A 15,907-nucleotide genomic window follows, 5' to 3' on the forward strand; every position below is an offset into this window, starting at 1 on the left:
CCGCAATGGGCGCGGCGGGCGGACAGGTAGCGTGTTAGAGCTCTTCGTCGCCGTAGACGACGTCGTCCTCTTCGATGGCGGCAGCGCGGGCGGCAAGGTCGAAGCCTGGAGGGGAATCCTTCAGGGACAGACCGAGCTCCACGAGCTTCGCCTTGACCTCGTCGATGGACTTCGCACCGAAGTTGCGGATGTCCATCAGGTCAGCCTCGGAGCGCGCGACGAGTTCACCCACGGAGTGGATGCCCTCACGCTTGAGGCAGTTGTACGAGCGGACCGTGAGTTCGAGGTCCTCGATCGGCAGCGCCATGTCGGCAGCGAGTGCTGCGTCCGTCGGCGACGGGCCGATCTCGATGCCCTCGGCCGCGGTGTTCAGTTCGCGGGCCAGACCGAACAGCTCCACCAGGGTGGTGCCGGCGGACGCGACGGCGTCGCGCGGGGCGATGGCGTCCTTCGTCTCGACGTCGACGATCAGCTTGTCGAAGTCGGTGCGCTGCTCCACACGAGTGGCTTCGACGCGGAAGGTGACCTTGAGGACCGGCGAGTAGATGGAGTCGACCGGGATGCGGCCGATCTCCGAGTCGCCGGACTTGTTCTGCGACGCCGACACGTAACCGCGTCCACGCTCGATGGTCAGCTCGAGCTCGAACTTGCCCTTCGAGTTGAGGGTCGCGATGTGGAGGTCCGGGTTGTGGAACTCGACGCCTGCGGGAGGCGCGATGTCAGCGGCCGTGACGACGCCGGGTCCCTGCTTGCGCAGGTAGGCGACGACGGGCTCGTCGTGCTCCGAGGAGACGGCGAGGTTCTTGATGTTCAGGATGATCTCGGTGACATCCTCCTTCACCCCGGGAACCGTGGTGAATTCGTGCAGGACGCCGTCGATGCGGATGCTCGTGACGGCCGCACCCGGGATGGAGGACAGGAGCGTGCGGCGGAGCGAGTTGCCGAGGGTGTAGCCGAAACCGGGCTCGAGGGGCTCGATGACGAACCGCGAGCGGTTGTCGGCGACTACTTCTTCAGTCAGGGTGGGGCGCTGTGCAATAAGCACTTACATATCCTTTCAGGAAGCATCCGCTATATGACGCTTCGAAATGGGCGGGACTGCGGGTCAGCCGGCAAAACTGCTGGGACGGCACCGAACCGCCCTGCCGGACCACGTGGGTTCCTGCAGGGCGGCACGGTGACGGCTCGCTTCGTTAGACGCGGCGACGCTTCGGCGGGCGGCAGCCGTTGTGAGCGCTCGGGGTGACGTCCGAGATGGATCCGACCTCGAGGCCCGTGGCCTGCAGCGAGCGGATGGCGGTCTCGCGGCCCGAACCCGGGCCCTTCACGAAGACGTCGACCTTCTTGACGCCGTGCTCCTGTGCGCGCTTCGCAGCGGCCTCGGCGGCCATCTGCGCGGCGAACGGGGTGGACTTGCGTGAGCCCTTGAAGCCGACCTCGCCGGCCGAGGCCCAGGAGATGACCGCACCGCTCGGGTCCGTGATGGACACGATGGTGTTGTTGAAGGTGCTCTTGATGTGCGCCTGACCGAGCGCGATGTTCTTCTTGTCCTTGCGACGCGGCTTACGGACCGCTCCACGAGTCTTGGGGGGCATTACTTCTCCTACGAAGGTATTGGGTAAAGCATTGATTCGGATCGAATCCCACGGGAGTCCCACGAACAGGGGCCTCCGCTGGCGAGGGTCCCCTGGCGTGACGAGCGCTAGCGAGTCACGTTAGGGAGCCAGTGGGGATCTAGCGTCCGACCTTCTTCTTGCCTGCGACCGTACGCTTCGGGCCCTTGCGGGTACGGGCGTTCGTCTTCGTACGCTGTCCGCGTACGGGAAGGCCGCGGCGGTGCCGGATGCCTTCGTAGCTGCCGATCTCCACCTTGCGGCGGATGTCGGCGGCGACCTCACGGCGGAGGTCACCCTCGACCTTGAAGTTGCCTTCGATGTAGTCGCGGAGCTGGACCAGCTCGACGTCGGAGAGGTCCTTGACGCGCGTGTTCGGGGAGATCCCCGTGTCGACGATCGTCTTCTCTGCACGGGTCTTGCCCACGCCGTAGATATAGGTAAGCGCGATGACTACCCGCTTTTCGCGGGGGATGTCTACGCCAGCGAGACGTGCCATGGTGGCGGTGCTCCTTTGGTGTTGCCGGAGGTATGGAGCAGAACGTCCCCAGGACCTGTGTCCCGGTCCCCGGCCTCCGTGCCGGGGGTGTACGCCCCTGACGGGGCGCTGTTCTGCCGTTGAATGTACTTCTACGCGCGGGAAGAGCCTCTAGGAGAGGTTCTCAGCCCTGGCGCTGCTTGTGGCGCGGGTTCTCGCAGATGACGAGAACGTTGCCTTTGCGGCGAACCACCTGGCACTTCTCGCAGATCCGCTTCACGCTCGGGTTGACCTTCATGGTTTTCCTTCGAGTTGATTCTTATTTGTAGCGGTAGACGATACGGCCCCGGGTGAGGTCGTACGGGCTCAGTTCCACTACGACCCGGTCCTCAGGAAGGATTCGGATGTAGTGCTGGCGCATCTTTCCCGAGATGTGGGCGAGGACAATGTGACCGTTGGCCAGCTCAACGCGGAACATCGCGTTGGGCAGCGCCTCGTTCACAGTGCCTTCAATCTCAATGACACCGTCTTTCTTGGCCATATCCTCCGCTAACGTCTATGCCCGCCACTTGCATGGCGGACGGGTTCTGGGTTTTGATCGTCGGACCCGCGACGAGCCGGAGCTCGTTCGGCGGGAAGGTCTCCGGGGCCCGTTTGGGCACGGAAAGCAGAGACAACCAACAGATCACTCTACGCTACAGTCCGTCGATCGTTAAATCAGGGCCGGCCGGATGGCCGTCCCGGGCTGTAATGGGCGGTCCTGGGAGGTTCAGCTCTCCAGCGGGACCGGCGTGACGCCGAGGGGTCCGAGCCGGGACGCTCCCCCGTCGGGTGCCGTGAGCACCCAGATGCCGCCGTCGTGCACCGCGACGCTGTGCTCCCACTGGGAGGCACGCTTGCCGTCGGTGGTGATGACGGTCCAGTCGTCGTCGAGCACCGCGGTCTCGAGACCGCCCTGCACGAGCATGGGCTCGATCGCGAGGCACAGACCTGGCCGGACCTTCGGTCCGCGGTGGGTGCTGCGGTAGTTGAGCACGTCGGGCGCCTGGTGCATCTGCGTGCCGATGCCGTGCCCTACGTAGTCCTCGAGGATCCCGAGGGCCGGCCCGGGGACGGAGGACACGTAGTCGTCGATCGCCGAGCCGATGTCGCCGACGAAGCGGGCGGACCCCAGTGCCGCGATCCCCCGCCACATCGCCTCCTCGGTGACGTCCGAGAGGCGGACGTCCTCCGGCCGCGGGGTGCCGACGATCACGGTGCGTGCGGAGTCGGAGTGCCAGCCACGCACGACGGCGCCGCCGTCGATCGAGATGATGTCCCCGTCCTGCAGCGTGTAGCCGCCGGGGATGCCGTGGACCACTTCGTGGTTGACGGAGGTGCAGATGCTCGCCGGGAAGCCGTGGTAGCCGAGGAAGTTCGACGTCGCACCCTCCTCCTGGAGGACGCCCTCGAACACGTCATTGAGCTGGGCCGTCGTGACGCCCACGCGCGCGGCGGCCACCGTCTCGTCGAGGGCCCTGGACAGCACCAGCCCGGCCTCGCGCATCACCAGCATCTGGCTGGTGGTCTTGTACTCGATCTTGGGCTGGCGGAACATGAGGGGGTCCTAGCTCGGAACGGTGAGTGCTGCCATGACGCGTTCGGTGACCTCGTCGATCGACCCGAGGCCGTCGACCTGGGTCACGATGCCGCGCTCTGCGTACCGCGAGACCACCGCCTCGGTCTGGTCGTGGTAGAGCCCCAGGCGGTGGCGGATGACCTGTTCCTTGTCGTCGGTACGCCCGTCGAGCGAGGCACGCCCGAGGAGTCGCTTCACGAGCTCCTCGTCGTCGGCCGTGAGCTGGAGGACTACGTCGAGTTCGAGGTCGTTCTCCCGCAGGATGTCGTCGAGCTCGGCGACCTGCGCCGCGGTGCGCGGGTAGCCGTCCAGGAGGAAGCCCTCCTGCACGTCGTCCGCCGCGAGGCGGTCCCGGACCATGCTGTTGGTGACGCTGTCCGGGACGAAGTCGCCGGCGTCCATGTACGTCTTGGCCTCGACGCCGAGGGGCGTCTCACGCTTGACGTTGTCCCGGAAGATGTCGCCGGTGGAGATGGCGACGACCCCGAGGCGCTCCGAGATGCGGGCGGCCTGCGTGCCCTTGCCCGAGCCGGGAGGACCGATGATCAGCATTCTGGTCAACGCAACAACCCTTCGTAGTGACGCTGCTGGAGCTGGGCGTCGATCTGCTTCACTGTCTCGAGCCCCACACCGACCATGATGAGGATCGACGTGCCACCGAACGGGAAGTTCTGGTTGGCTCCGATGGCCACGAGGGCGATCAGCGGGATCAGCGCCACGAGTCCGAGGTAGATGGCACCCGGCAGTGTGATGCGGGAGAGCACGTACTGCAGGTACTCCGCCGTCGGCCGGCCGGCGCGGATGCCGGGGATGAATCCGCCGTACTTCTTCATGTTCTCGGACACCTCGTCCGGGTTGAACGTGATGGCCACGTAGAAGTAGGTGAAGAAGACGATGAGCAGGAAGTACATCGCCATGTAGAGGGGGTGGTCGCCACTGGTGAGGTACGTGGTGATCCAGTTGACCCAGCCGGCGGGCGCGGTGCCGTCCTGGGGCGTGTTGAACTGGGCGATCAGGCTCGGCAGGTACAGCATCGAGGACGCGAAGATCACGGGGATGACACCCGCCATGTTCACCTTGATCGGGATGTACGTGCTGCTGCCGCCGAGGGTACGGCGACCGACCATGCGCTTGGCGTACTGCACCGGGATGCGGCGCTGCGACTGCTCCACGAAGATCACGAGGGCGACGACGACGACGCCCATGGCGAGCACGAAGGCGAAGACGGTGGCGCCCTGGGTGCGGAAGATCTCGCCGAGCGAGGTGGGGAAGCCTGCGGCGATGGCCGTGAAGATGAGCAGCGACATGCCGTTGCCCACGCCCTTCTCGGTGATGAGCTCGCCCATCCACATGATGAGGCCGGTACCGGCGGTCAGTGTGATGATCAGCAGGACGATGATGATCAGCGAGTCGTCCGGGATCAGGGGCACGGGGCAGTTGCCGAGCAGCGCGCCGGAACGTGCGAGCGAGACGAGGGTGGTCGCGTTCAGCAGGCCGAGCGCGATCGTGAGGTAGCGCGTGTACTGGGTCAGCTTGGACTGGCCCTGGGCGCCTTCCTGGTGGAGCTCCTGGAAGCGGGGAATGACCACCCGGAGGAGCTGCGTGATGATGCTCGCCGTGATGTACGGCATGATGCCCAGCGCGAAGATGGAGACCTGGAGGAGGGCGCCGCCACTGAAGAGGTTGACGAACTGGTAGAGACCGCCCTCGGTGTTACCGAGAGCCAGGCACTGCTGGACGTTCCCGTAGTCGACGCCCGGAGCGGGGATGAAGGCCCCGAGACGGAAGATGGTGATGATTCCCAGCGTGAACAACAGCTTGCGCCGCAAGTCTGGCGTCCGGAATGCCCGGCCAATAGCGCTAAGCAAGCGTCCTCCTGAAGGTCTGTTGGTCCTGACGCGGACCGTACACAACAACCGAGTCTAACGGTTGGTCACCGGTGCTCGAGAACCGGCGGGTGATGGGTGGCTGTAGCCGAAAAAAGACTCCTGGCGGGCCGGCCGAGCCAGCCCACCAGAAGTCTAGTTCCTAAGTGCCACGGATCACAGCCACCCTCCCCCGGACGCGCCGGGAGAGGGAGGCGCATGACCTACAGCTCGGTGACGGTCCCGCCGGCTGCAGCGATCTTCTCTGCAGCGGATGCGGAGAACGCGTCGGCCGAGACGTTCACGGCCACCGTGATCTCGCCGGTCCCCAGCACCTTGACGGGCTGGTTCTTGCGGACGGCACCGTTGGCCACCAGGCTCTCCACCGTGACGTCGCCGCCGGCCGGGTAGAGCTCGGACAGCTTGTCCAGGTTCACGACCTGGAACTCGACGCGGAACGGGTTCTTGAAGCCGCGCAGCTTGGGAAGGCGCATGTGCAGCGGCAGCTGGCCGCCGGCAAATCCTGCCTTCACCTGGTAGCGGGCTGCGGTTCCCTTGGTACCACGGCCTGCGGTCTTACCCTTCGAACCCTCACCACGGCCGACACGGGTCTTCGCCGTCTTGGCACCCGGTGCGGGGCGGAGGTGGTGGACCTTGAGCGCGTGGACGCGCTCGGCCTTGCCCTCGGTTGCGGCCGGAGCCGCGCTGTTGTTCTCTGCCATTAGTTGGCCTCCTCAACCTTCAAGAGGTGCGGAACCGTGTTGATCATGCCGACGGTGACGGCATCCGCTTCACGGACCACGGTGTGGCCGATCCGCTTCAGGCCGAGCGACCGCAGCGTGTCGCGCTGGTTCTGCTTGCCGCCAATGGCGGACTTGATCTGGGTGATCTCCAGCTTCGCGGTGCTGACGCGCACGCGCTTGGGTGTGATCGCGGTCATCACGCACCTGCCTTCTGAGCTGCGATCGCGCGCAGCATCTGGTGGGATGCGACCTCGTCCAGCGGCAGGCCACGGCGGGCCGCGACTGCCTGGGGCTCTTCGAGGCGCTTCAGCGCATCAACGGTCGCATGGACGATGTTGATGGCGTTCGCGGAGCCGAGCGACTTGGAGAGGACGTCGTGGATGCCGACGCACTCCAGGACCGCACGCACCGGACCGCCGGCGATGACGCCGGTACCCGGGGAGGCGGGACGCAGGAGGACGACGCCGGCTGCTGCCTCGCCCTGCACCAGGTGCGGGACGGTGCCACCGATGCGCGGAACGCGGAACATCGTCTTCTTGGCTTCCTCGACGGCCTTCTGGATGGCGGAGGGAACTTCCTTCGCCTTGCCGTAGCCGACGCCGACCATGCCGTTGCCGTCGCCGACCACCACGAGGGCGGTGAAGCTGAAGCGACGGCCGCCCTTGACGACCTTGGCGACACGGTTGATGGTGACGACGCGTTCGATGAACTTGTCCTTGTCGTCGTTGCGTCCGCCGTCGCGGCCACCGCGGGAGTTGCCGTCGCGGCCGCCGCGGGCGTTGCCGCCACGCTCGCCGCCGCGGGCGTTGCCGCCGCGGCCACGGTTCGCGTCAGCCGACGCGGTGTCCGTCGTGCCTGCAGCCGGAGCGTCGGCCGCGGGCTGCTCTGTAGCCGTATTCAATGGGGCTTCCTTTGCCTTGTTCTCCTCGGTCACAGTGCCAGCCCACCTTCACGTGCGCCGTCTGCGATTGCTGCAACGCGACCGTGGTACTTGTTGCCGCCGCGGTCGAAGACGACCGCTTCGACACCGGCAGCCATGGCACGCTCTGCAACGAGTTCGCCAACGCGCTTGGCCTTGGCGGTCTTGTCACCGTCGAATGCACGGAGGTCCGCTTCGAGGGTGGAGGCCGACGCTACGGTCACGCCCTTGGTGTCGTCGACGACCTGCACGAAGACGTGGCGGGCCGAACGGTTGACGACCAGGCGGGGACGGACGGCCGTGCCCGATACGCGCTTGCGCACACGGAGGTGGCGGCGCCCACGCGAGGCGGACTTGCTCTTCGAGCTGCGCTTCTTGTTGATGCTCAGACCCATGGTTACTTACCAGCCTTTCCGACCTTGCGGCGGATGATCTCGCCTGCGTAGCGGATGCCCTTGCCCTTGTAGGGGTCGGGCTTGCGCAGCTTGCGGATGGTTGCAGCGACCTCGCCGACCTGCTGCTTGTTGATGCCTGCGACCGAGAGCTTGGTGGGGCTGTCGACGGTCAGGGTGATGCCCTCGGGTGCCTCGACGGCGACCGGGTGGCTGTACCCCAGTGCGAACTCGAGGTCGCTGCCCTTGGCCTGGACACGGTAACCCGTGCCCACGATCTCGAGGTTCTTCTTGTAGCCCTCGGTGACTCCGACGATCATGTTGGAGATCAGCGTGCGGGTCAGGCCGTGCAGCGACCGGGATTCGCGCTCGTCGTTCGGGCGCGTGACGGTGAGCGTGCCCTCGTCCAGGGTGACCTCGATGGGGCTGGGAACCGTGTGGCTCAGCTCGCCCTTCGAGCCCTTGACGGAGACCTCGTTACCGTTGACCTTGACCTCGACACCGGCGGGAACGGCGATGGGGAGACGTCCAATACGTGACATTATTCTTTCCCTTTCCCGTTACCAGACGTAGGCGAGGACTTCCCCACCCACACCCTTCTTGGATGCCTGGCGGTCGGTGAGCAGACCGGAGGACGTGGACAGGATGGCGATGCCGAGGCCGCCGAGCACGTGCGGGAGGTTCGTGGACTTCGCGTACACGCGCAGACCCGGCTTGGAGATGCGGCGGATGCCGGCGATGGAGCGCTGGCGGTCCGGTCCGAACTTCAGGTCGATGGTCAGCTTCTTGCCGACCTCCGCTTCCTCTTCCTTCCAGCCGGCGATGTAGCCCTCGGCCTTCAGGATGTCCGCGACGCGGGCCTTCAACTTGCTGTACGGCATGGACACGGAATCGTGGTAAGCCGAATTGGCGTTGCGCAGACGAGTGAGCATGTCTGCGACAGGATCTGTCATTGTCATGTGGGCTCTTGCCCTTCCTCGAAACGGTTTCCGTTCTCCGGTCGGCGCGGGAGGCGCCGCCTGGAGAGGACCTGAGACGTAGTTAGATTAATCTTCGGATTTGAAGGGGAAGCCGAGCGCCTTGAGGAGCGCGCGGCCCTCGGCGTCGGTCTTGGCGGTGGTGACAACGGTGATGTCCATGCCACGCACCCGGTCGATACGGTCCTGGTCGATCTCGTGGAACATGGACTGCTCCGTGAGGCCGAAGGTGTAGTTGCCGTTGCCGTCGAACTGCTTGCCGTTGAGGCCGCGGAAGTCGCGGATACGGGGCAGGGCGAGGGAGATCAGGCGGTCCGTGAATTCCCACATGCGGTCGCCACGCAGAGTCGCGTGCGCGCCGATCGGCATTCCTTCGCGGAGCTTGAACTGTGCGATGGACTTGCGGGCCTTCGTGACCTGGGGCTTCTGGCCCGTGATCGCGGTGAGGTCCTTGACGGCTCCGTCGATCAGCTTGGAGTCCTTTGCGGCGTCACCGACACCCATGTTCACGACGACCTTCACCAGGCGCGGGACCTGGTTGACGTTCGAGTAGTTGAACTCTTCCTGCAGGGTGGCCTTGATCTCGGACGCGTAGCGCGCCTTGAGACGGGGAAGAACCCGGGTTTCTGCGGTTTCGACAGTCATTACAGATCCTTCCCTGATGACTTGGCCACGCGGATGCGGACAACACGCTCGCGGCCGTCGCGCTCGACGGTCTCGGTGCGGTATCCGACGCGGGTCGGCTTCTTGGTCTCGGGATCGACGACCGCGACGTTGCTGATGTGCACGGGGGCCTCGACCACCTCGATGCCACCGGTCGTGGTGCCGCGCTGCGACTGCCCGACCTTGGTGTGCTTGGTGATCCGGTTGATACCCTCCACGAGCACGCGGTTGGTGTCCGGGAACACCTTCAGTACCTTGCCCTGCTTGCCGCGGTCTCCGCCGCGCTCCTGCCGGGCTCCGGTGATGACCTGGACGAGGTCACCCTTCTTGATCTTGAGCTTTGTCTTCTGTGCCATGGACTACAGCACCTCCGGCGCCAGCGAGATGATCTTCATGAAACGCTTGTCGCGGAGCTCGCGACCGACAGGGCCGAAGATACGGGTACCGCGGGGGTCGCCGTCGTTCTTCAGGATCACTGCTGCGTTCTCGTCAAACTTGATGTAGGAACCATCCGCACGGCGGCGTTCCTTCTTGGTGCGGACGATGACCGCCTTGACGACGTCACCCTTCTTGACGTTGCCGCCGGGGATCGCGTCCTTCACGGTGGCGACGATGACGTCACCGATGCCTGCGTAGCGGCGCCCGGATCCTCCTAGAACGCGGATGGTCAAGATCTCCTTGGCACCCGTGTTGTCGGCGACCTTTAGCCGCGACTCCTGCTGAATCACTTATTACTCCTGTCGTCGCGCCGGTTCTCTCATCGAGCCTTGCGGAACGGATATGGGTGGGCCCCGTAATACTGGTACTCAGCACGTGCACGCCTGGGCGCGCGGCTGTGCGTGGATCTTCTGCACAGTGGATTCGTGGTGAACAAGATTATCGGGCTTTTGCCTATTTGCCCGGTGTGAAGGAACCCTGAGAAGGAGACCCGGCGAGGGTGACCTCGAGAGGGCATGCGCCAGCCCACCAGACAGACAAGATTCTCATGGTATCGCGAAAATGCCCCGGACACGAAATCGTGTCCGGGGCATCCCGGGTGGGGCCGGGTGAACCGGCCCCGGTACTGCTCGGGTGCTACTTGGCCTTCTCGATGACCTCCACCAGGCGCCACCGCTTGGTGGCGGACAGGGGGCGGGTCTCGCTGATCAGGACCATGTCGCCGATGCCGGCGGTGTTGTTCTCGTCGTGCGCCTTGACCTTGGAGCTGCGGCGAAGCACCTTGCCGTACAGGGCGTGCTTCACGCGGTCCTCGACCTCGACGACGATGGTCTTCTCCATCTTGTCCGACACGACGTAGCCACGGCGTACCTTGCGGTAGCCGCGCGAGTTGGCGTCGTGGACGGCCTTCTCGGTTCCTACGGTCGTCTCACTCTGCTGCTCACTCATTTGGCGTCCTCCTCAGAAGCCTCGGTGTCCACGGACGGTGCGTCCTTGGAGGCCTTCTTGGCTTTCTTGGGCTTCTCCTCCTTCGCGGGCTTCGCTTCCTCGACGGGAGCGACGACCTCGGGGCGGATGCCCAGTTCACGCTCGCGCAGCACCGTGTAGATGCGGGCGATGTCGCGCTTGACCGAACGAAGGCGCCCGTGGCTTTCGAGCTGGCCGGTGGCCGACTGGAAACGGAGGTTGAACAGCTCCTCCTTGGCCTTGCGCAGTTCTTCCACCAGACGGTCCTTATCGAAGCCGTCCAGCTGGTCTGTTGCCAGTTCCTTTGAACCCAGAGCCATAACTATTCACCACCCTCACGACGCACGATGCGTGCCTTCAACGGCAGCTTGTGGATCGCGAGGCGCAGGGCTTCGCGGGCTACCTCTTCGGAAACGCCGGACAGTTCGAAGAGAACACGCCCCGGCTTGACGTTGGCCACCCACCACTCGGGCGAACCCTTACCGGAACCCATACGGGTCTCGGCGGGCTTCTTGGTCAACGGACGGTCCGGATAGATGTTGATCCAGACCTTGCCGCCACGCTTGATGTGACGGGTCATGGCGATACGAGCGGACTCGATCTGGCGGTTGGTGACGTAGGCCGGGCTCAGAGCCTGGATACCCCACTCACCGAAGCTGACCTCGGTACCGCCGGTTGCAGCGCCCGAGCGACCCGGGTGGTGCTGCTTACGGAATTTGACGCGACGTGGGATAAGCATTTAAGCCTGTCCTCCTTCAGCCGCAGCCGGAGCTGCGGCGGTCTCGGCGGGTGCCGAGGCACCCTGGCCCTCGGAGCGCTCAGGCGCACGACGACGACGGTCGCCTCCACGGTCGCCACCACGGTCGGCGCCGGCAGGGCCACGGCCCGGACGGTCTCCACCGCGGCCGCGGGAGGGAGCTGCTGCAGCCTGGGCTGCGAGTTCCTTCGCCGTGACGTCACCCTTGTAGATCCAGACCTTCACGCCGATGCGGCCGAAGGTGGTCTTCGCTTCGAAGAAGCCGTAGTCGATGTTGGCGCGGAGCGTGTGCAGGGGAACGCGTCCCTCGCGGTAGAACTCCGAACGGCTCATTTCTGCGCCGCCCAGTCGACCGGAGCACTGGACACGGATGCCCTTGGCGCCGGCACGCTGTGCGGACTGCATGGCCTTCTTCATCGCGCGGCGGAACGCCACACGTGAGGAGAGCTGCTCGGCGATGCCCTGGGCCACGAGCTGAGCTTCGATCTCGGGGTTCTTGACCTCGAGGATGTTCAGCTGGACCTGCTTGCCGGTGAGCTTCTCGAGCTCGCCGCGGATGCGGTCAGCTTCTGCTCCGCGGCGGCCGATGACGATGCCGGGACGTGCCGTGTGGATGTCCACGCGGACGCGGTCACGGGTGCGCTCGATCTCGACCTTGGCGATGCCGGCGCGGTCCATGCCGGTCGACATCAGCTGGCGGATCTTGATGTCTTCGCGGACGAAGTCACGGTAGCGCTGGCCCGGCTTGTTGCTGTCGGCGAACCAGTGTGACCGGTGGTCAGTGGTGATGCCGAGTCGGAACCCGTGCGGGTTTACTTTCTGTCCCACTTAGCGGACCTCCACTTTCTGAGGGGTAGCGACGACAACCGTGATGTGGCTGGTCCGCTTGTTGATGCGGAACGCGCGGCCCTGGGCACGCGGACGGAACCGCTTCATCGTGGGGCCTTCATCGACGAATGCTTCGCTGATGATGAGGTTGTCCTCGTCGAATGCGACGCCGTCACGGTCCGCGAGGACGCGGGCGTTGGCCATCGCTGACTGGACCACCTTGAATACCGGCTCTGAAGCAACCTGTGGGGCAAACTTCAGAATAGCCAGAGCCTCATTCGCCTGCTTACCACGAACAAGGTTGACGACGCGCCGGGCCTTCATAGGCGTTACGCGGATATGACGCGCAATAGCCTTGGCTTCCATTGCTTTCCTTCTCTCGTCTTAGCCGTAAGAGCAGCGCCTAGCGGCGCTTGCCCTTGCGGTCGTCCTTAACATGGCCGCGGAAAGTCCGCGTGGGAGCGAATTCGCCGAGCTTGTGCCCGACCATCGACTCGGTGACAAACACCGGGATGTGCTTGCGTCCGTCGTGCACCGCGATCGTGTGCCCGAGCATGTCGGGGACGATCATGGAGCGGCGGGACCACGTCTTGATGACGTTCTTCGTGCCCGATTCGTTCTCGCGAGCGACCTTTACGTAAAGGTGCTGATCGACGAAGGGGCCTTTCTTCAGGCTGCGTGGCATGTCTCCAGGCTCCTATCGCTTGTTCTTGCCGGAACGACGGCGACGCACGATGAGTGAGTCGCTCTCTTTGTTGGGGCGACGCGTACGGCCTTCGGCCTTACCGTTCGGGTTGACCGGGTGACGTCCACCGGAGGTCTTGCCCTCGCCACCACCGTGCGGGTGGTCAACCGGGTTCATCGCGACACCACGGACGGTCGGGCGGATGCCCTTCCAGCGGTTACGGCCGGCCTTGCCCCAGTTGATGTTCGACTGCTCGGCGTTGCCGACCTCGCCGATCGTCGCGCGGCAGCGGACGTCGACGTTGCGGATCTCGCCGGAGGGCAGTCGCAGCTGGGCGAAGCGGCCTTCCTTGGCGACGAGCTGCACCGACGCACCGGCGGAGCGTGCCATCTTCGCGCCGCCGCCCGGGCGGAGCTCGACGGCGTGGATGACGGTACCTACGGGGATGTTGCGCAGCGGCAGGTTGTTGCCGGGCTTGATGTCGGCCCCGGCCCCGGCCTCGACGAAGTCGCCCTGCTTGAGCTTGTTCGGCGCGATGATGTAGCGCTTGGTGCCGTCGACGTAGTGCAGGAGGGCGATGCGCGCGGTGCGGTTCGGATCGTACTCGATCTCCGCGACGCGGGCGTCGACGCCGTCCTTGTCGTGACGGCGGAAGTCGATCAGACGGTACTGACGCTTGTGTCCACCGCCCTTGTGGCGGGTCGTGATCTTACCGGTGTTGTTACGTCCACCCTTCTTGGGAAGGGGACGGACCAACGACTTTTCCGGCGTCGACCGTGTGATTTCAGCGAAGTCGGCAACGCTCGAGCCGCGACGGCCCGGGGTTGTCGGCTTGTATTTACGGATTCCCATAACTCAATTCCTCGTTAAAGTGGTCTCCGCTCTAGGAGAGCGGACCGCCGAAGATGTCGATCGAGCCCTCTTTGAGGGACACGATGGCACGCTTGGTGCCCTTGCGCTGGCCCCAGCCGAATTTGGTGCGCTTGCGCTTGCCAACCCGGTTGATGGTGTTGATGGAGTCGACCTTCACGGAGAAGATCTTCTCGACCGCCAGTTTGATTTCTTCCTTGTTCGAGCGGGGGTCGACCAGGAAGGTGTACTTGCCTTCGTCGATCAGGCCGTAGCTCTTCTCCGACACGACGGGTGCAATGACGACGTCGCGCGGATCCTTTGCGATGGTGCCGCTCACTTGGCATCCTCCTCGGAGATGACATCAGCCGAGCCGACGAACTGGTCGTAGGCGGCCTTGGTGAAGATCACGTCGTCGGAGACCAGCACGTCGTACGTGTTGAGCTGGTCTACGTAGAGGACGTGCACAGCGGGGACGTTGCGCACGGACAGTGCTGCGACGTCGTTGGCACGCTCGATCACGACGAGCAGGCGGGGCCGCTCGGAGATCGCGCGCAGGGTCTCGATGGCACCCTTGGTGGACGGCTTGCCGCCGGTCACCAGGGACTCGAGGACGTGGATACGACCGTTGCGTGCCCGATCCGAGAGGGCTCCGCGCAGGGCGGCGGCCTTCATCTTCTTGGGGGTGCGCTGGCTGTAGTCGCGGGGCGTGGGCCCGTGGACGACGCCGCCGCCGGTCATGTGGGGGGCGCGGATCGAACCCTGGCGGGCACGACCGGTTCCCTTCTGCTTGAACGGCTTGCGACCTGCGCCACTGACCTCGGCGCGGGTCTTCGTCTTGTGCGTACCCTGGCGGGCGGCAGCGAGCTGGGCGACGACGACCTGGTGCAGCAGCGGCACGTTGGTCTGTGCGTCGAAGATCTCCGCGGGGAGATCGACCTGGACAGTGTTGGCAGCCATGTGGCTATGCTCCCTTCACGGCGGTGCGTACGAGGACGACCTGGCCGCGGGCGCCGGGGACGGCGCCCTTGATCAGCAGCAGCGACTTCTCGGCGTCGACAGCGTGAACCCGCAGGTTCAGCGTGGTCTGACGAACGGCACCCATGCGGCCTGCCATTTTCATTCCACGGAAGACGCGGCTGGGGGTGGATGCTCCACCGATGGAACCGGGCTTGCGGTGGTTCTTGTGGGCACCGTGCGAGGCACCGACGCCGTGGAAACCGTGGCGCTTCATGACGCCGGCGAAGCCCTTGCCCTTGGTGGTGCCGATGACGTCGACCGTCTGGCCGGCCTCGAACATCTCGACGGAGAGTTCCTGACCGAGTGAGTAGGAGTCGGCGTCGGACGTGCGCAGCTCGACCACGTGACGGCGGGGCGTGACGCCCGCCTTCTCGAAGTGGCCGGCGAGCGGCTTGGTGACCTTGCGGGGGTCGATCTGGCCGAAGCCGATCTGCACGGCCGTGTAGCCGTCCTTGTCCGCGCTCAGCAGCTGCGTGATGACGTTCGAGTCCGCCTGGATGACGGTGACGGGGATGAGGATGTTGTTCTCGTCCCAGACCTGGGTCATGCCGAGCTTGGTGCCCAGCAGGCCCTTGACCTGACGCGTAAGTGAAGTAGACATGAGTATCCGCTCTCCCTTACAGCTTGATTTCGATGTTCACGTCCGCGGGCAGATCGAGACGCATGAGCGAATCGACGGCCTTGGGCGTGGGATCAATGATGTCGATCAGACGCTTGTGAGTACGCATTTCGAAGTGCTCACGGCTGTCCTTGTACTTGTGCGGGGACCGGATGACAACGAATACGTTCTTCTCCGTGGGCAGAGGCACAGGGCCCACTACCGTTGCGCCTGCGCGCGTCACCGTCTCAACGATCTTCCGGGCTGAAACATCGATGACCTCGTGGTCATATGACTTCAGCCGGATGCGGATTTTCTGTCCCGCCATGGCGTCTCGACTCTCTCTCTCACTGCCTGAGCAGTTCCGGTACATTCGTACATTTCGTGCGCCCGTTGTACGGCGCTTCCTGAACAGGCTGAATCCGGAGGAATCCGGGTTCCTCACCCTGCCAGGGCTCCGACCCCCGCGCTCGGGCGTGTCGCCCTGTGTAGAAATAG

At 64.9% G+C, this 15,907-nt stretch carries 28 protein-coding genes; all 28 read right to left on the reverse strand.

Translation table 11 applies throughout. From position 1 onward, the window contains the following. Window positions 1-34 precede the first annotated feature (34 nt). A complete protein-coding gene (locus AC4D2C_RS08425) occupies window positions 35-1,045 on the reverse strand; it encodes a DNA-directed RNA polymerase subunit alpha (RefSeq protein WP_104050943.1) in 1,011 nt (336 codons plus the stop codon). 148 nt (window positions 1,046-1,193) lie between these two features. Further along, a complete protein-coding gene (rpsK, locus tag AC4D2C_RS08430) occupies window positions 1,194-1,595 on the reverse strand; it encodes a 30S ribosomal protein S11 (protein WP_026531448.1) in 402 nt (133 codons plus the stop codon). A 139-nt stretch (window positions 1,596-1,734) separates the two neighbouring features. Beyond that, window positions 1,735-2,112: a 30S ribosomal protein S13 gene (gene rpsM / locus AC4D2C_RS08435; protein ID WP_043440660.1), complete on the reverse strand. Its 378-nt coding sequence runs from the start codon at window positions 2,110-2,112 to the stop codon at window positions 1,735-1,737. Between the two features lie 163 nt (window positions 2,113-2,275). Continuing rightward, on the reverse strand, window positions 2,276-2,389 hold the full coding sequence (rpmJ, locus tag AC4D2C_RS08440; RefSeq protein WP_043440658.1) for a 50S ribosomal protein L36: 114 nt from the start codon (window positions 2,387-2,389) through the stop codon (window positions 2,276-2,278). Between the two features lie 21 nt (window positions 2,390-2,410). Beyond that, window positions 2,411-2,632 (reverse strand): translation initiation factor IF-1, encoded by a 222-nt coding sequence (gene infA, locus AC4D2C_RS08445; protein ID WP_019481515.1) that lies wholly within the window; start codon window positions 2,630-2,632, stop codon window positions 2,411-2,413. A gap of 228 nt (window positions 2,633-2,860) precedes the next feature. Beyond that, window positions 2,861-3,688, reverse strand: a complete 828-nt coding sequence (gene map, locus AC4D2C_RS08450) for a type I methionyl aminopeptidase (protein WP_490914127.1) — start codon at window positions 3,686-3,688, stop codon at window positions 2,861-2,863. 9 nt (window positions 3,689-3,697) lie between these two features. Then, complete coding sequence (locus AC4D2C_RS08455; RefSeq protein ID WP_490914786.1) at window positions 3,698-4,261, reverse strand: adenylate kinase; 564 nt, start codon at window positions 4,259-4,261, stop codon at window positions 3,698-3,700. Window positions 4,262-4,266: 5 nt separating this feature from the next. Beyond that, window positions 4,267-5,577, reverse strand: a complete 1,311-nt coding sequence (gene secY / locus AC4D2C_RS08460) for a preprotein translocase subunit SecY (RefSeq protein WP_490907414.1) — start codon at window positions 5,575-5,577, stop codon at window positions 4,267-4,269. A 221-nt stretch (window positions 5,578-5,798) separates the two neighbouring features. Continuing rightward, complete coding sequence (gene rplO / locus AC4D2C_RS08465) at window positions 5,799-6,296, reverse strand: 50S ribosomal protein L15 (RefSeq protein ID WP_490914129.1); 498 nt, start codon at window positions 6,294-6,296, stop codon at window positions 5,799-5,801. Then, entirely contained in the window at window positions 6,296-6,514 is a 219-nt protein-coding gene (rpmD, locus tag AC4D2C_RS08470; RefSeq protein ID WP_104050948.1) for a 50S ribosomal protein L30, read from the reverse strand. Before rpmD ends, rplO begins: the two co-directional genes overlap by 1 nt. Next, on the reverse strand, window positions 6,514-7,218 hold the full coding sequence (gene rpsE / locus AC4D2C_RS08475; protein WP_334210692.1) for a 30S ribosomal protein S5: 705 nt from the start codon (window positions 7,216-7,218) through the stop codon (window positions 6,514-6,516). The genes rpmD and rpsE overlap by 1 nt, the downstream gene beginning before the upstream one ends. A gap of 29 nt (window positions 7,219-7,247) precedes the next feature. Then, the gene (gene rplR, locus AC4D2C_RS08480) at window positions 7,248-7,631 is read right to left on the reverse strand and encodes a 50S ribosomal protein L18 (protein ID WP_334210693.1); all 384 of its coding nucleotides are present in this window, start codon (window positions 7,629-7,631) and stop codon (window positions 7,248-7,250) included. 2 nt (window positions 7,632-7,633) lie between these two features. After that, complete coding sequence (gene rplF, locus AC4D2C_RS08485) at window positions 7,634-8,170, reverse strand: 50S ribosomal protein L6 (protein WP_490914131.1); 537 nt, start codon at window positions 8,168-8,170, stop codon at window positions 7,634-7,636. 18 nt (window positions 8,171-8,188) lie between these two features. Next, entirely contained in the window at window positions 8,189-8,587 is a 399-nt protein-coding gene (gene rpsH, locus AC4D2C_RS08490; protein WP_043440638.1) for a 30S ribosomal protein S8, read from the reverse strand. 87 nt (window positions 8,588-8,674) lie between these two features. After that, the gene (gene rplE / locus AC4D2C_RS08495; protein ID WP_490907405.1) at window positions 8,675-9,250 is read right to left on the reverse strand and encodes a 50S ribosomal protein L5; all 576 of its coding nucleotides are present in this window, start codon (window positions 9,248-9,250) and stop codon (window positions 8,675-8,677) included. After that, the gene (gene rplX, locus AC4D2C_RS08500) at window positions 9,250-9,624 is read right to left on the reverse strand and encodes a 50S ribosomal protein L24 (RefSeq protein WP_490907402.1); all 375 of its coding nucleotides are present in this window, start codon (window positions 9,622-9,624) and stop codon (window positions 9,250-9,252) included. The genes rplE and rplX overlap by 1 nt, the downstream gene beginning before the upstream one ends. A gap of 3 nt (window positions 9,625-9,627) precedes the next feature. Then, the gene (gene rplN / locus AC4D2C_RS08505; protein ID WP_049829173.1) at window positions 9,628-9,996 is read right to left on the reverse strand and encodes a 50S ribosomal protein L14; all 369 of its coding nucleotides are present in this window, start codon (window positions 9,994-9,996) and stop codon (window positions 9,628-9,630) included. A 346-nt stretch (window positions 9,997-10,342) separates the two neighbouring features. After that, window positions 10,343-10,654, reverse strand: coding sequence for a 30S ribosomal protein S17 (gene rpsQ / locus AC4D2C_RS08510; protein ID WP_334210696.1), 312 nt, complete (start codon window positions 10,652-10,654; stop codon window positions 10,343-10,345). Next, complete coding sequence (rpmC, locus tag AC4D2C_RS08515) at window positions 10,651-10,992, reverse strand: 50S ribosomal protein L29 (protein ID WP_104050955.1); 342 nt, start codon at window positions 10,990-10,992, stop codon at window positions 10,651-10,653. Before rpmC ends, rpsQ begins: the two co-directional genes overlap by 4 nt. 2 nt (window positions 10,993-10,994) lie before the next feature. After that, window positions 10,995-11,411, reverse strand: a complete 417-nt coding sequence (gene rplP / locus AC4D2C_RS08520; RefSeq protein WP_049829176.1) for a 50S ribosomal protein L16 — start codon at window positions 11,409-11,411, stop codon at window positions 10,995-10,997. Then, the gene (gene rpsC, locus AC4D2C_RS08525; RefSeq protein WP_104179309.1) at window positions 11,412-12,257 is read right to left on the reverse strand and encodes a 30S ribosomal protein S3; all 846 of its coding nucleotides are present in this window, start codon (window positions 12,255-12,257) and stop codon (window positions 11,412-11,414) included. Continuing rightward, the gene (gene rplV / locus AC4D2C_RS08530; RefSeq protein WP_105032923.1) at window positions 12,258-12,623 is read right to left on the reverse strand and encodes a 50S ribosomal protein L22; all 366 of its coding nucleotides are present in this window, start codon (window positions 12,621-12,623) and stop codon (window positions 12,258-12,260) included. Between the two features lie 37 nt (window positions 12,624-12,660). Next, window positions 12,661-12,942, reverse strand: coding sequence for a 30S ribosomal protein S19 (gene rpsS / locus AC4D2C_RS08535; protein WP_026549122.1), 282 nt, complete (start codon window positions 12,940-12,942; stop codon window positions 12,661-12,663). 12 nt (window positions 12,943-12,954) lie between these two features. After that, window positions 12,955-13,794: a 50S ribosomal protein L2 gene (gene rplB / locus AC4D2C_RS08540; protein ID WP_104050959.1), complete on the reverse strand. Its 840-nt coding sequence runs from the start codon at window positions 13,792-13,794 to the stop codon at window positions 12,955-12,957. Between the two features lie 31 nt (window positions 13,795-13,825). Continuing rightward, window positions 13,826-14,131 carry a 50S ribosomal protein L23 gene (gene rplW / locus AC4D2C_RS08545; RefSeq protein WP_026531955.1) on the reverse strand — a complete coding sequence of 102 codons (306 nt, stop codon included), beginning with the start codon at window positions 14,129-14,131 and terminating at the stop codon, window positions 13,826-13,828. Continuing rightward, entirely contained in the window at window positions 14,128-14,751 is a 624-nt protein-coding gene (rplD, locus tag AC4D2C_RS08550) for a 50S ribosomal protein L4 (RefSeq protein WP_104050960.1), read from the reverse strand. Before rplD ends, rplW begins: the two co-directional genes overlap by 4 nt. 4 nt (window positions 14,752-14,755) lie before the next feature. After that, window positions 14,756-15,412, reverse strand: coding sequence for a 50S ribosomal protein L3 (gene rplC / locus AC4D2C_RS08555; RefSeq protein WP_104050961.1), 657 nt, complete (start codon window positions 15,410-15,412; stop codon window positions 14,756-14,758). A gap of 16 nt (window positions 15,413-15,428) precedes the next feature. Further along, complete coding sequence (gene rpsJ / locus AC4D2C_RS08560; RefSeq protein ID WP_026531952.1) at window positions 15,429-15,737, reverse strand: 30S ribosomal protein S10; 309 nt, start codon at window positions 15,735-15,737, stop codon at window positions 15,429-15,431. Between the last annotated feature and the right edge of the window lie 170 nt (window positions 15,738-15,907).

The organism is Arthrobacter sp. TJ-240, from assembly GCF_058269195.1.